This window comes from Paraburkholderia bonniea (assembly GCF_009455625.1).
Classification (GTDB): Bacteria; Pseudomonadota; Gammaproteobacteria; order Burkholderiales; family Burkholderiaceae; genus Paraburkholderia; species Paraburkholderia bonniea.
Map to the genome: position 1 here is coordinate 2,103,103 of NZ_QPEQ01000001.1, position 13,247 is coordinate 2,116,349.

Sequence of the window (13,247 nt, forward strand, 5' to 3'; positions counted from 1 at the left end):
CGAACAGCGGGCCGCTTACTTCTTCGGATTGAGCCAGTCGTCTTCCGCTTCGATACCGTCCTTGACCCAGGTCACGACGATTTTTTCGTAAGTCAGCGTGACGGTTTCCATGTGACCCATCTGCTTGTTTTCCGGCACGAGGCAGTTAGGCACCCAGTCACGCACCGACACCACCGCCGCATTCGACACCTTGATGGTGTAGTACTTCTCTTCCTTGCCTTGCGGGCTGGTGCGATAAAACTCCAGCAAGCCACTTTTCAGCTGCTCGCCCGAGCACAGGGCCTGGAAGATCTTCGGCGAGGACTTGTCGATCACCTTGGTGAAGGTCAGGCCCAGATGTTGTCGTTTGCCTGCCGGCAATCCGGTTTGCGGATTACGCGGCAGCTCAACGGCCATCTCAACGGCCTGAACTTCGATCTTGTTCTTGTGGGGTTCGACTTCGCATGAACCGTCGATCTTCCCGTTCGAGCCTTCCAGCGTTAAATAACAAGGCATTGGCATAGCAAATCTCCAGCAGTAAATGTAAAAGCAGCGGTGAGTACAGCGGCTACAACAGGGTTAATGCTTGTCCGACCGATACGTCACCCTTACCTCAGACCGGATAGTCAAGCCTTGTCGAGCTTGCCCACCAGGGAAAGCGTGAACGATGCACCCATGTACTTGAAATGCGGACGCACCTTCATGTTCACGCGGTACCAGCCCGGATCACCTTCGACATCCGAGACGGCAATTTCTGCCTGACGCAATGGGCGGCGGCCACGCACGCCCGAGGTTGCGTCGTCCATATCCGCCACGTACTGGCGAATCCAGTTGTTCAGTTCAGCTTCGAGATCGCCCCGCTCCTTCCAGGTGCCGATGTTCTCGCGCTGGATCACCTTGATGTAGTGCGCGAGGCGGCTGACGATGAAGATGTATGGCAATTGCGTGCCGAGCTTGTAATTGGTCTCGGCTTCGCGGCCTTCAGCGGTCTTGCCAAAGAACTTCGGCTTCTGGCACGAGTTGGCGGAGAAAAACGCGGCGTTGTCGGTGTTCTTGCGCATCGTCAGCGCGATAAACCCCTGCTCTGCCAGTTCGAACTCACGACGCTCAGATACCAGCACTTCGGTTGGAATCTTGGTTTGCGTCTCGCCCATCGCCTCGTAGTTGTAGATCGGCAAATCACCCACCGTGCCGCCACCTTGCGGCCCGATGATGTTGGCGCACCAGCGGTACTGCGCGAAGCTGTCCGACAGGCGGCTGGCAAACGCAAACGCCGCATTGCCCCACAAAAAGCGCGAGTTGTTGTCAGAGACGTCTTCTTCGTACTGGAACTTCTTCGCGGGCACGGTCGCTTCGCCGTAAGGCACGCGCAGCAGGAAATGCGGCACGGTCAGGCCGGTAAAGCGCGCGTCATCGCTCTGACGGAACGCATTCCATTTGGTGAACTGAGGCCCTTCGAACACCGCGCTCAGGTCTTTCAGGTTCGGCAGCTCGGAAAACGATTCGACGCCGAAAAACGACGGGCCTGCTGCGGCGATAAACGGCGCATGCGCCATCGCCGAGACACTGGCAATCGACTGCAGCAGCTTGATGTCCTGACCACCCGGGCCGAACTCGTAATTGCCGATGATCGCGGCAATCGGCTGGCCGCCGAACTGACCGAACTCGGTGGTGTACACGGCTTTGTAGAGCGCTGAGCGGGTCACGTCAGGCGCATCTTCGAAGTCTTGCAGCAGCGCATCTTTCGACACGTTGAGAATTTCGATCTTGTTGTTCTCGCGGAAATCCGTGCGATCGACGAGGAACTTCAGCGAGCGCCACGATGATTCGACCTTCTGGAACGTCGGGTGATGCAGGATCGCATCGACCTGGCGGCACAGCTTGCGATCGAGCGCGACGATCATGTCGTCCACCATCGACTGGCTGACCTTCTCCGTGCTGCGCGACGGCTCCAGCAGTTCCGCGACGAACGCTTCCAGACCACGCCGCGTCACGCCATAAGCGTCGTCGCCGGGCTTGACGCGGGTCACTTCAATCAGTTCGTCCAGCAGCGAGCCGCCCGGCTGTGCTTCAGACGACGGTGCGACTCCCCCTGCTGCTTTTTGTTGTTGCTCGTCGCTCATGACTTGTCCCCCTGATTGCCTTGATCTTCCTCGTGACCGCCCTTGCCGCCTTCACCCGAACTGCCGCCGTCGTCCTCATGGCTTGCGCCCAGTTCAGCCAGCAGACGCGCGCGCGTGCCTTCGTCCTTGACCAGATCCTGCAAACGCTTGCGGAATTCCGGCAGATTGCCCAGCGGCCCCTTGAGCGCCTTCAGCGCTTCGCGCAGCAGCACGAGCTGCTGTAGTTCGGGCACCTGATCGACAATCGCGTCCGGCTCGAAAGCGCGGATGTTGTCGAACTCGAGATGCACGTTCATCAGCTCTTCTTCAGCACCCGCCTCAGGCGCACCCGCGAGGCGGTTCGGCACCGCCAGATCGAGCGTCAACCCATGGGCCCGCAGCACTTCGTTGAAATTGGTTTTGTCGACCGACACCGTCTTGCGCTGATCAACCGGTGTGCTGTCTTCACGCTGCGTGAAATCCCCCAGCACCAGTTGCTTGAGCGGCAGCTCGACTTCTTCCTTAGCGCCACCGGTCTCGCTCTTGTAGACGATATTGACGCGCTCTTTCGGCGCAACTGATCCGTTATCTGCCATTTCCTTCTCCCCACAGTGGCCAATTAAACATCGGCGTTGAATATCAAATGCCATGCCCCGGCCAGATCGACCGACGCTAGCTGTGCCACCCAACGGTCCTGCTCCGTCAGCGGCGAGCTGAGCTGTGCGCTCGCCGCGACGACTAGCGCGCGGCGCGCCAGTTCGGGTTCCCAGTGCGCCAGGCCATGGGCTTCGATCTGCCCGACCAGCGGCGCGACGAAGCGGCCTAGCGCTTCGGATGAATCGTGCTGGCTCAGGAGTTCGCATTGCGCGAGCCGGGCGCGAAAGCGCTCACGGCCCGTGGTCTGCGCCTGGGCGTAACTTTCGAGCGTGCTCAGCGCCGCGCCTAACTGGCCGCTGGCGGCGGCGGCTTGAGCAGCTTCAGCGGTGCTTTCCAGCACATCGGGCTGGGAAGAGCTGCCTGCGTTTGCGCTTGATGTGTTCGTTGCGCTCGTTGCGTTTGATGTCTGTGGCACCAGCGCTGCTGGACGCGCAGCCATGCGCGGTGCGTTACGGGTGGTGCCGAGCCAGCGCTGTGTGGCTTCATCGGCAAAGGGCAAGCCATCGGCGAACTGCAACGTCAGCAAACCCGGCAAACGCGCGGCCAGCGCGCGGCTGTCCTGCGCCACGGCCTCAGCAGCCTGGCTTGCGCCAAGGCGCTGCAACGCTTCATAGCTATAGCGGCACAGGTCGAGCCAGAACGGAAATTGCGTCAGACGGCTTTCGCAGAACTGCACCAGCGCGCTCGCATCGCCCCCGGCGCGCACGCTGTCGAACACGCCACGCACCGCTTCAGGCGGAGCGGGCACGCGGGTCAGCGCAGCTTCAGTGGCAAGGGGTACGGTGTCGATCAGCGCCCAGGCGCTCACGCGATTCAAGCGATAGGCAAAAGCGGCATCCGGCGTCGCGCTAAGGCAATCCAGCAAAAAGCCGGACCAGCCGCTGAGCGCAGCTTCAAGCGCCTCACGCGTGGCTTCGGCGCTGCGCGTGGCCTCTGCCGCGCCGCCTGCCGGTAGCAGCGTGGCGCTGGAAAACGCAGCGGGTAATGCGGTGTTCGTGCTGGCACTCGCATTGCCACTCGCACTGGACGCAGCGGCGGCGGAAGGAGAGGAAGAAGGAGCAGCGGCAGCAGCTTGCGTTTCGGGCGTTACTGCGCTGTCAGACGCGGTGTCGATGACGGGCGCGGCGTCCTGCACCGGCAATTGCGCCAGCATCCGGCGCGCGGCGAACAGCGCTGGGCCATCGCTATGGCGTTCGCTCCAGAACGCGTCGAGCGCATCCCAGTCGGCCAGCAACGCTTCATACGTCACGGCATCGAGCGGCTGCCAGGTGCTGTCTTGTGCCCCGGGAGCGAGGCACAACTCAAGCTGGTCCAGCAGCCACTGCATCTGGTTATCGCGTGCCCGCACCCGGTTCACTGGTGGCGTCATCACTTCCCAGTAGGTGCTGACCATCTGCCGCAGCCCGCGCACACCTTCGGCCAGGCCCGTCAAGCCAGTTGTGCGCAGCAACGCGACCGTCAGCCAGACTGCGGCAGACAGATCCTTGCCATGCTGCGTCAGCACCTGGGTAGTCGCACTGGCGACCTGACTCCAGTTGGTTGAGCGGCTGGCGCTCACCGCCACAAGCAATTCGATTTCGGCTTCAGCGAGGGCAAACGGCTCGCAGTCGCGGCTGTACGCCGCAATGGTTGCGGCGGACAACAGCGCGCCGCCCGCTGCCTGGGGCCACGTCATGTCCTGCACTTCATCACCCGCTTGTTGCTGCATGTGAACACCTGTGCTTGCCTGACTACGCTGCCTCGCGCGCCATGGCGCAAGACCGGGAGAGCCACCACGCCGAGCTTGGGGCAAGGCGTTTTCACTCTCGATGGGAACCACTGCAACCGTCGCGTCAACGCTAGTTGCAATGATTGATTTCCCGCTAAGTAACAAACCAGCCGGAAAAGTTCGCTAAATAACGAAATCATTTCTTGCTGTGCAGCAAATACTGCGGCTGCGTGGCTTCCTGCCTGGGGTTTGGGATGCGCGGTGATTACTTGTGCAGCACTGGCTAATCATTTGCCAGTCACCTGCTAATCACTTGCTAATCACCCGCCAGTCACGTGTGAACCATTCGCTAACCACTTGCCCGGCACTTGCGAATCACTCACCACCCACCCGCCACCCGCGCCCTACTCGCTACCTGGCTCCCGCCAGTTGCCATCGCTGTCTGGCGCGGGCGGCCGGTCCTCACCGATGGCAACGCTCGCCACCGGCTGCGCAAGCCCAGGCAGTTCAGCGGCTTTCGGCCGGTGTTTGCGCATAGCGAAGCTGGGGTTCCACGCCAGCGCGATCGCCTGGGCGAGGCGATCGGCCTCCGAGGCTTTGGCTTTGGTGTTAGTCAGCACCACCACGGCGAAGCCCGCGCGCGGATAGCGGTAAAACGCCGAGTTGTAGCCCCAGCCCACGCCGTCATGGCTCAGGCGCATGCCGTCACCGCTCATGTCGATAAACCAGCCAAGGCCATACGACGAAAAATGGCCGTTGTTGAGCCGGGTGCGCGACCACATGCGCTGTTTGCTCTGCTCATTGAGGATCGTGTTGCTTTCGAGCGCCCGCTCCCAGGCCGCCATATCGCTCAGCGTGGTTTTCAGGTCACCCGCGCCCATCGCGGACGGCAATTGCTTCACGCGGCTCCAGCCCAGGCCGAAGTTGCCGCGCTCATAACCAATCGCCAGGTTCGGGTCTGCGTAATGCAGCAAGTCAAGCGAGGTGTGATGCATGCCCGCCGGGCGGAACAGCAACTCGTCGAGCAGTTCCGAATAACAGCGCCCCGTCGCCCGGCGCAGCACCGCCGTCAGCACCGCATAGCCCGCGTTGCTGTAATGGAACGCGTCGCCTGGGATAAAGCCCTCGGGCACACGCATTTCATAGAGCGGACCCAATGAACGAGAGACATCGCCGCAGTTCTGCACTCCAATCGGCGGGAAGCGCCCTGGGCTGTCATGCGGAAAACCTGCGGTGTGATTCATCAGGTTGATTACGCGAATGCCGCGCCAGTTCTCAGGGGCATCCGTCAGATAACGGCTCACCGGGGCATCGAGATCAATCACGCCGCGCTGGGCCAGCACCATCGTCGCAGCGGCGGTGAACTGCTTGGTCAGTGAATCGAGCCGGTACGCGGTGCCGGTGTTAGCGGCGATGGCCAGTTCGGCATTGGCCACACCAAACGCGCTGCGCTTGATGACCTGGCCGTGCTGCAACACCACCACGGCAGCAGAGGCCAGCGGCGTCGAACGCACCGCCTGTTGCAACAGGCGCTCGACTTCCGCGCCAAAGCCCGGACCGCCGCCTGGGCTGGGCTGGTTGCCAGCTTGATAGCCCGGTGCCTGGTTGCCTGCTTGATAACCCTGCGCCTGATTCCCCGCTTGATAACCCCGCGCCTGATTACCTGCTTGATAACCCCGCGCCTGATTACCTGCCTGATAACCCGGCACCTGATTGCCTGCCTGATAACCCCGCGCCTGGTCGCCAGCTTGATAACCCGGCACCTGATTGCCTGCTTGATAACCCGGCACCTGATTCCCCGCTTGATAACCCGGCACCTGATTGCCTGCTTGATAACCCCGCGCCTGATTCCCTGCTTGATAACCCGGCACCTGATTGCCTGCTTGATAACCCTGCGCCTGATTCCCCGCTTGATAACCCGGCACCTGATTCCCTGCTTGATAACCCGGCACCTGATTGCCTGCCTGATAACCCCGCGCCTGGTCGCCAGCTTGATAACCCGGCACCTGATTGCCTGCCTGATAACCCCGCACCTGGTTGCCCATTACCCCATCCACTGGCTGCGCCAGCACAGCCGAGGCACCGGCGAACCACAACACCAGCAGCAAGATCAAACCAAGACGCTGCGCACGCAAGCTCACACGGCCAGGCTGGCGCGCCGCACCGGACCAGCGGCCAGGCGCGCCTGATGCAGCCAGCCTGCGGCGCGGCAGCGTGCCCCGCACGCTCATCAACGCAGCAGCAAGCGCCACACTCTTACTGAATTTCATGACGCGAGTTTCCTTGGGGAAGATCCATCAGTTGCTGGTAGTGGCCGAGCACCCGCACGACATACGCGCGGGTTTCTTCATAAGGCGGGATCTGCTCGTTGTATTTCTGCACCGCGCCTTCGCCCGCGTTATAGGCCGCCAGCACCAGTTTCAGATTGCCTGGGTAGCGCCGCAGCAAGTCGCTCAAGTAACGCGCGCCAGCGTGGATATTCGCGGCGGGGTCCGCCAGTTGCTGTGACACGCTGGCCTGGTTCGCCCCCGCGATGCCATAGCGCATGCCAGTGGCCGGGATCAGTTGCATCAGGCCGACTGCGCCCTTGGGCGACACCGCGAGCGGATTAAAGCCCGACTCCACCGAGATCACGGCAGTGAGCAAATAAGGATCGACGCCATAGGCTTGCGCGGCATCAGCGATCAGCGCGCCATAAGTTGAGGCGCGCTGCCAGGTGGCTTGCACATTCGGCAGAGGACGAGCGGGACGAGGCGCAGCGGCAACAGAAACGGAACTCAGCGTGACCGGGCGCGAGCCAGACAGCAGGCGTGCCTGCTGGTACGGCTGCAAGCGCGACTGCCCAGCGCGCGCGGCCACAGTCTGGCTGCCACGCGCAGCGCCATGAACCGGCGCGCCGACGACCAGCGCATAGCACTCATCGGTCTGGCGGTTCGACATGTAACGCGCGCCATCACCCGCGACGCAGGCGTACACCTCGGCATGCGCCGTGGGCATCGTCACTGCAACCAGCGCCGCTAGCACAGCGGCCATCGTCACGGATGAATTCATGGTCACTACCGGATAGGCAACAGCGCGGTTAATGAGGGTGCGGAAGGTGCGAAGGATGCGTTGAGAGTGGGCTAAGAGGGATGAACTAAAGAAGTTGAGCTGGGGGCGGCATCCAGAGACAGGCATGCGGCCCCGAACAGATCTGAGCCACCCCGCACTGCCCCGTCTCCGGCCGTGCTTCCGGCCAGAGACGGAGGTGAAACTGGTGCGATAGGAGAGATTGATATGAGGCCGGCATCGGACAAAGTTATTCGCTGATATCCCAGCCGCAGTCGGAGAGCTTGCTGCGCAGCGTCGAGCGTGCGCGCGAAAGGCGGCTGCGCACGGTGCCAACCGGGATGCTGAGCATCACGCTGGCTTCTTCGTAGCTCATCTCCTTCACCCCAACCAGCATCAGCACTTCGCGCATTTCGGCAGGCAGATCGCCCAGTTCCTGCCACAGCAGCTTGAATTGCTGCTTACGGCCTACGGTGCTTTCGAGGCTCTCGCTTTCATGACCGGCGCCGTCGAACATGCTTTCGTCAGCGCTTTCGAATTTGTAGCGGCGTTCCGGGCAACGGTTCAGGTGATTGCGCACCAGGTTCATCGCAATGCCATAGAGCCAGGTCGAGAGCTTGGCTTCGCCACGGTAGGTCTCGTAGGCTTTGGCGGCTTCGACGAAGGCTTGCTGGGTCAGCTCTTCAGCATCGAACACGCTACCGATACGGCGCAGCACGAAGTGGTAAAGACGCTTGCCATGCTGGCCCACCAGCTCACGAAACAGTTTTTCGCGCTCAGCGGCCGTGCTGCCTGTGCCCGTGCCTGCTCCAGCTAGTGCCAGGCTTTCGGTGAAATCTTCAGTGAGGGCGTCGATATCTGGGATATCGCCCAGATCATCGAGGTCGTCGATATCGTCCATGGCAGCAACTGGCTCCCTGTCGTCCATGTCATCGAGGGCTTCCGGGCACAACAGCGCCGGACTCAGGAATGCATCGGTTTCGATCATGACTTGCACTTCCCCGTTATCCTTCTCAGCTAAAAGGCGTCTCGCCTCTGGAACACGGTCGTCTTGCCATTCAGGCTGGTTAAGCCTTGTTGCCGTGGCCATCTTTCGCTCAAACAGCACGTTGCTGCTGCACTGCCTCTGGTCTCATCTGACTTGATCTGCGCTGGGTTGGCGCGTCCGGTCCGAGAACTGAAACTGATACTAAGGGGCATAAATGCGGCGCGCATCGGACTAAAGTCCTAGTCGCGCATAAATCTTCAAAAGCCTTGCTGCACGGGCTGCCAGAGCGTAAAACGCACTCTTGACAGCTCGCGCGAGCACCGGCCAGCGGCAAAACCAGCAAGACCCAGAAAAACCCAGCAAGACGCACCAACACACTCGAAGCAGCGGCCACCTGAGGAGATTTCATGCGTTTTCTACCGCGCGAAGCGATACCGCTTTCGTGTGCCGCTCAGGTACACGCGGCGCAGATGCAGATCCTGCGGAATAACTTTCCGTTCGCGCTGGTGTGCGGCCTGGTGGCGTGCGTGATGTTTTCGATCATCGTGGCGCAGGCTTTTGCCGCGCAGGTGCAGCTCTGGCTCGGGGCGCAAGTGGGGCTGGCGCTATTGCGCTACACGCTGAACCGGCGCTATGACCGGGCTCAGGACAATCCGGCCGCGATGCGCCGCTGGCGGCTATGGATGTTCGCCGGTGCAGTCACCGCCGGGCTGCTATGGGGCCTGCCCTCGGGCTACTGGATGCTGCACTCGCCCCAGTCGGTGCAGATGTTCATCATCGTCGCGCTGCTGGCACTCTCCACCGGGGCGATGTCCGCCTACAGCGTCTGGCTGCCGGTGCTGTACGGCTTCCAGCTGCCTTTTTTCGTGCCGACGCTCGGGGCGCTAGCGCTTGTCTCAGGCACGCTCGATAACATTCTGGCGGCCGCCTGCGCGCTGTATCTGCTGGCCACGCTGGTGTTTTCTTACCGGATTCACCGCACCCAGATCGACTCGCTGGTGCTGCGCTTCGAAAACCTCGCCTTGCTGAAAAACCTGCAGCTCGAAAAAGACGCCGCCGAGCGCAGCGACCAGGCCAAGTCCCGTTTTCTCGCTGCCGCCAGCCACGATCTGCGCCAGCCGGTGCATGCGCTGAGCCTGTATCTGGGCGTGCTGCGTGAACAAACCCTGAACCCTAAAAGCCGTCATCTGGTGGCCAGCATTTCGCGTGCGGTCAGCGCGATGGGCTCGCTGTTCGATGCGCTGCTGAATATCTCGCGGCTCGACGCGGGTGTGGTGCGGCCCGCGCGGCGGCACTTCGCGCTCAGCGCGCTGTTCGACGACATCAAGCTCGAATTCGCCGTACGCGCGGCCGACAAAAACCTGATCCTGCGCGTGCGCGGCGGCGCACCGGCGGCGTGGTCTGACCCGGTGCTGGTGGGGCAAATCGTGCGCAACCTGGTCGACAACGCGATCCGCCACACCCGCGACGGCGGCATCCTGCTGGCGTGGCGCAGGCGCGGCGGCGCGCTGTGCATCGAAGTCTGGGATACGGGCCCGGGCATCGCCGAGCAGGATAAGGAAAAAATCTTCTGGGAGTTCCACCAGTTGAGCAACCCGGAGCGGGACCGCAACAAAGGCCTGGGGCTAGGGCTAGCGATTGTGCAGCGCGCCGCGCACCTGCTGAACCATCCGCTGACACTGCGCTCGCTGGTGGGTAAAGGCAGCGTTTTCGCGCTGACCCTGCCTGCCGGTCTCGCCAGCCAGGTAGTGCTGGTAGGCCTGCCCACACACCAGGCGCATGAACCACGCGGGCGGCAAACGCACGACAAGCTGGTGTACGTGATCGAAGACGACCTCGAAAACCGCGAGGGCTTACGCCTGCTGTTTGAAACCTGGGGCTTTCGCGCGCTGGCGGCAGAAGGCCTCAACGAGATGCTGGAGCTGACCCGCACCTGCGAGGACAAGCCCGATCTGGTGGTCAGCGATTACCGGCTGCGCCAGCACGACACCGGTATCGACGTGATCGAACGGCTGCACGAGGAATACAACGACGACCAGATTCCCGCGATTCTGATTAGTGCGGACAACACGCCAGGACGTCTGGCTGAAGCCGAAGCCCGCGGCTGGCCCCTGCTGCACAAGCCGATCGAGCCCGCCCAGTTGCATGCGCTGGCCACCGCCCTGCTGGAGCAGCGCGCGGCGCTCAATCCGGGCAATGGGGAAGTGGTTGAGGGGGGAGCGGTGGCAACGGTAGCAACGCCAGTGGCAGTGGCCACGTCTGCGGACAACATGACGGGGCTAGCAAGCGGAGGCTGAAAGCCAAGCGGAGGCTGAAAAACCGGGACCGTGGAAGTGGAAGTGTTTTAGCAAGCAATGAAGGCAATAAAGCCCTAATCAAGGGCTTTATCGTTGACCTTACCCCCGCCTCACCGGTCCTTCCGATCCCGGTACACCTGCGAGCGCATCGCCACCAGCACCGCCTGAGTGCGGCTCGGCACATCGAGCGTCATGAAAATCGCCGACACATGCGCTTTCACAGTCTTTTCCGTCATGCTCAGGCGCTCGGCAATAGCGCCATTGCGCAAGCCTTCACACAGCAATCCAAGCACCTCGCGCTGACGTTGCGTCAGCTTGAGCACCACCGCATCCGCGTCGTTTTGCACCCGCAGCGCCGCGCGCGGAAACGGCTGCGATGACAGTGCCTCCCCGCGCAGCACACGCCGCACCGCATCCAGCAGCACCGCGCTATCCGACGATTTATGGATAAAACCGCAGGCCCCTGCCGCCAGTGCGCTGCGATAGTCCTCGGGGTCATCCGAAGCCGATAGCACCAGCACCGGCGCGCCGGGCCGGGTGCGCCGCAAACGTTCCACCAGGGTGGTGCCGTTCATATCGGGCAAGTAGTAATCCATCAGCACAATCGACAAATCCGCAATCGTCCCCAGCGCCCGCACGGCTTCCTCGCCGCTCGATACCGTCTGAATCCGCAGGGTCGGCTCACCCTGCTCCAGCGCCAGCGCCAGTCCTTCCCGAAACATCGCGTGATCGTCCACCAGTAACGCGGTTGCCATGTGTGTCGTCTTCCTCGTTGCGTTGCACTGCACAAACTGGCATCCGTTGCCCCGGCCGTAGCCGGTTTCGCCGCTTACGCAATCTCAATAATGTCCTGGCACGATAGCATCCTGGCCCGCTGGAGGCGAGCCTGCTAGATCACAGAAAGATTTTTGCAGCAAGAATGGAACCCGAATGGCATAAAGCGTTACTTACGCTGCACGTACAACTCCAGATACGACTGCCATGACTAATTCCAGCGCTACACCGTTGTCACCGCTTCAGATTGCGATTGCTGAGAACGAACAAATTGTGGCGGAGGCGCATGCCAGGATGCGGGCCGCCAACGAGACCCTCGCTGAATCCAACCGTGATTTCATGGAAATGATCGAGCTGGTGCAAACCTACGTCCCGGATCTGGAACCAGAAATGTTTGCCCAAGCCCATGCGCTCAGCGTCAGCATCGAAGAACTGGCGACGTCCCCGGATCTGCCGGATAACTCCATCGCCACCGCGCCGCTAAAAAGCGCCACGGCCGAAGCCAGCGCCCCCGCTGAGCCAAAACCAGTGCGCAAACGGCCGCAACGCAATCTCGCTTAAGCGTTTGAAGCGGCGCTTGAAACTGCGTTTGAAGCCGTACTTGAAACTACCTTTGCAACCGTATTTAAAGCCGCGCTTAAAGCCGTGTGTGAAGCCGTATGTGACGCACCCAGCGCGCCGCGGCCAAGTCTGTTTTTGATGGCCAGAGCAGCACTGCAAACCTGCTTTCCGGCCAGTCTGTTTCACCACTGGAGTATCGCTATGCTCAACTCGCCAGCGAGTTTCGATCACGCCCAAGACCGTCGGCCAACGCTTAGCCCTGCCGCAGCGGAATCTTCCCGCTCAGCCGCAGCGGCGAACCCGCGCCCCAGCCTGGCAACGCCGAACACCCAGGACAATAGCCCAGCCGCCCGGTTGCGGCGCGACGGCTTTGCCATCACGCCCGAACAGAGCAGTGCGCTGGGAAAAAAATGCGCTGAAGTGCTGATCATCGTCGACGCCCAGGTCGAAGACATGAAATCAGAAAAAAACATCGCGGCATCGTATGAACGATCGATGAAAGAGCGCGCGTTTCAACGGCAAGTGATGGAAGCTGCCATCACCATGCTGAACGGCTCGATTCAGGCCAGCGATATCAATTCAAGCGGCGACGTCTTCGATCCGCTAGGTCCGATTGACTACTCGAACCTGAAAGATCCCGATGGCAATCCTGTCGCGTTCAATCCAACCCCCTATGGCACGCCAGCCCACCAGGATCATCTCTGGTACACCAGCCGCACCAGCAAGGAATTTCTGGAGCAGATGTTTGGCTTCGACTGGCAAGGCTCCAGCGACACACGCGGGCCTTCTACCGGCAAACACGGCCATGCCGCCGATGCCCGCATCAGGCAAATCCGGGCATGGGTGAGCATCCTGCAGACCATGCAAAGCGGCCTCGTCAACAGCGACAAGCAAGACGCGCAGCAACTCAACCAGATCTCCTCGCAACTCAATAACTCATGCTCCCAGGCCGCAGCGGCACTTGACACGTTCACCCGCGGCCAGAACGCGATCTATACCGGCGGCGAATAACGTCCCGGCACCAAGGGGCTCAACCCCATGCCGCCGAGCCTGATGCCAGGCGGCATGGAATCCTTGGTGCCTCTGGTGTCTCTGGTGTTATCAAGCACCGCCGTTGAATTCTCGTTTTTCCA

General features: G+C 61.6%; 11 protein-coding genes. 3 read left to right on the forward strand and 8 right to left on the reverse strand.

The features are described 5' to 3' along the window. Positions 1-15: 15 nt before the first annotated feature. From GH656_RS09100 to GH656_RS09130, 7 genes are all read right to left on the reverse strand, one after another. Complete coding sequence (locus GH656_RS09100; protein ID WP_153075578.1) at positions 16-501, reverse strand: Hcp family type VI secretion system effector; 486 nt, start codon at positions 499-501, stop codon at positions 16-18. Between the two features lie 104 nt (positions 502-605). Next, on the reverse strand, positions 606-2,102 hold the full coding sequence (gene tssC, locus GH656_RS09105) for a type VI secretion system contractile sheath large subunit (RefSeq protein WP_153075579.1): 1,497 nt from the start codon (positions 2,100-2,102) through the stop codon (positions 606-608). Next, positions 2,099-2,677, reverse strand: coding sequence for a type VI secretion system contractile sheath small subunit (gene tssB, locus GH656_RS09110; RefSeq protein WP_153075580.1), 579 nt, complete (start codon positions 2,675-2,677; stop codon positions 2,099-2,101). The genes tssC and tssB overlap by 4 nt, the downstream gene beginning before the upstream one ends. A gap of 23 nt (positions 2,678-2,700) precedes the next feature. Beyond that, the gene (gene tssA / locus GH656_RS09115) at positions 2,701-4,446 is read right to left on the reverse strand and encodes a type VI secretion system protein TssA (RefSeq protein WP_153075581.1); all 1,746 of its coding nucleotides are present in this window, start codon (positions 4,444-4,446) and stop codon (positions 2,701-2,703) included. A 404-nt stretch (positions 4,447-4,850) separates the two neighbouring features. Continuing rightward, complete coding sequence (locus GH656_RS09120) at positions 4,851-6,716, reverse strand: serine hydrolase (RefSeq protein ID WP_153075582.1); 1,866 nt, start codon at positions 6,714-6,716, stop codon at positions 4,851-4,853. Beyond that, positions 6,703-7,497, reverse strand: coding sequence for a lytic transglycosylase domain-containing protein (locus GH656_RS09125; protein WP_246184237.1), 795 nt, complete (start codon positions 7,495-7,497; stop codon positions 6,703-6,705). Before GH656_RS09125 ends, GH656_RS09120 begins: the two co-directional genes overlap by 14 nt. A 247-nt stretch (positions 7,498-7,744) precedes the next feature. Continuing rightward, the gene (locus GH656_RS09130) at positions 7,745-8,482 is read right to left on the reverse strand and encodes an RNA polymerase sigma factor (RefSeq protein ID WP_246184298.1); all 738 of its coding nucleotides are present in this window, start codon (positions 8,480-8,482) and stop codon (positions 7,745-7,747) included. A 407-nt stretch (positions 8,483-8,889) separates the two neighbouring features. Here GH656_RS09130 and GH656_RS09135 point away from each other — a divergent pair, with 407 nt between their 5' ends. Continuing rightward, positions 8,890-10,779, forward strand: coding sequence for an ATP-binding response regulator (locus tag GH656_RS09135; protein WP_153075583.1), 1,890 nt, complete (start codon positions 8,890-8,892; stop codon positions 10,777-10,779). 110 nt (positions 10,780-10,889) lie between these two features. Here the strand turns inward: GH656_RS09135 and GH656_RS09140 are convergent, their stop codons facing one another. Further along, positions 10,890-11,534 carry a response regulator transcription factor gene (locus tag GH656_RS09140; protein ID WP_153075584.1) on the reverse strand — a complete coding sequence of 215 codons (645 nt, stop codon included), beginning with the start codon at positions 11,532-11,534 and terminating at the stop codon, positions 10,890-10,892. A 226-nt stretch (positions 11,535-11,760) separates the two neighbouring features. On the opposite strand from GH656_RS09140, the gene GH656_RS09145 reads away from it, so the two are divergent. Together GH656_RS09145 and GH656_RS09150 are read left to right on the forward strand one after the other, a co-directional pair. Then, positions 11,761-12,114 carry a hypothetical protein gene (locus GH656_RS09145; RefSeq protein WP_153075585.1) on the forward strand — a complete coding sequence of 118 codons (354 nt, stop codon included), beginning with the start codon at positions 11,761-11,763 and terminating at the stop codon, positions 12,112-12,114. A gap of 201 nt (positions 12,115-12,315) precedes the next feature. Beyond that, a complete protein-coding gene (locus GH656_RS09150; protein ID WP_153075586.1) occupies positions 12,316-13,125 on the forward strand; it encodes a hypothetical protein in 810 nt (269 codons plus the stop codon). Positions 13,126-13,247 lie beyond the last annotated feature (122 nt).

Bases quoted from the DNA above. Each gene is read 5' to 3' on its own strand.
- GH656_RS09100 (WP_153075578.1), bottom strand. From the start codon at position 501: ATGCCAATGCCTTGTTATTTAACGCTGGAAGGCTCGAACGGGAAGATC.
- tssC (WP_153075579.1), bottom strand. From the start codon at position 2,102: ATGAGCGACGAGCAACAACAAAAAGCAGCAGGGGGAGTCGCACCGTCG.
- tssB (WP_153075580.1), bottom strand. From the start codon at position 2,677: ATGGCAGATAACGGATCAGTTGCGCCGAAAGAGCGCGTCAATATCGTC.
- tssA (WP_153075581.1), bottom strand. From the start codon at position 4,446: ATGCAGCAACAAGCGGGTGATGAAGTGCAGGACATGACGTGGCCCCAG.
- GH656_RS09120 (WP_153075582.1), bottom strand. From the start codon at position 6,716: ATGAAATTCAGTAAGAGTGTGGCGCTTGCTGCTGCGTTGATGAGCGTG.
- GH656_RS09125 (WP_246184237.1), bottom strand. From the start codon at position 7,497: ATGAATTCATCCGTGACGATGGCCGCTGTGCTAGCGGCGCTGGTTGCA.
- GH656_RS09130 (WP_246184298.1), bottom strand. From the start codon at position 8,482: ATGATCGAAACCGATGCATTCCTGAGTCCGGCGCTGTTGTGCCCGGAA.
- GH656_RS09135 (WP_153075583.1), top strand. From the start codon at position 8,890: ATGCGTTTTCTACCGCGCGAAGCGATACCGCTTTCGTGTGCCGCTCAG.
- GH656_RS09140 (WP_153075584.1), bottom strand. From the start codon at position 11,534: ATGGCAACCGCGTTACTGGTGGACGATCACGCGATGTTTCGGGAAGGA.
- GH656_RS09145 (WP_153075585.1), top strand. From the start codon at position 11,761: ATGACTAATTCCAGCGCTACACCGTTGTCACCGCTTCAGATTGCGATT.
- GH656_RS09150 (WP_153075586.1), top strand. From the start codon at position 12,316: ATGCTCAACTCGCCAGCGAGTTTCGATCACGCCCAAGACCGTCGGCCA.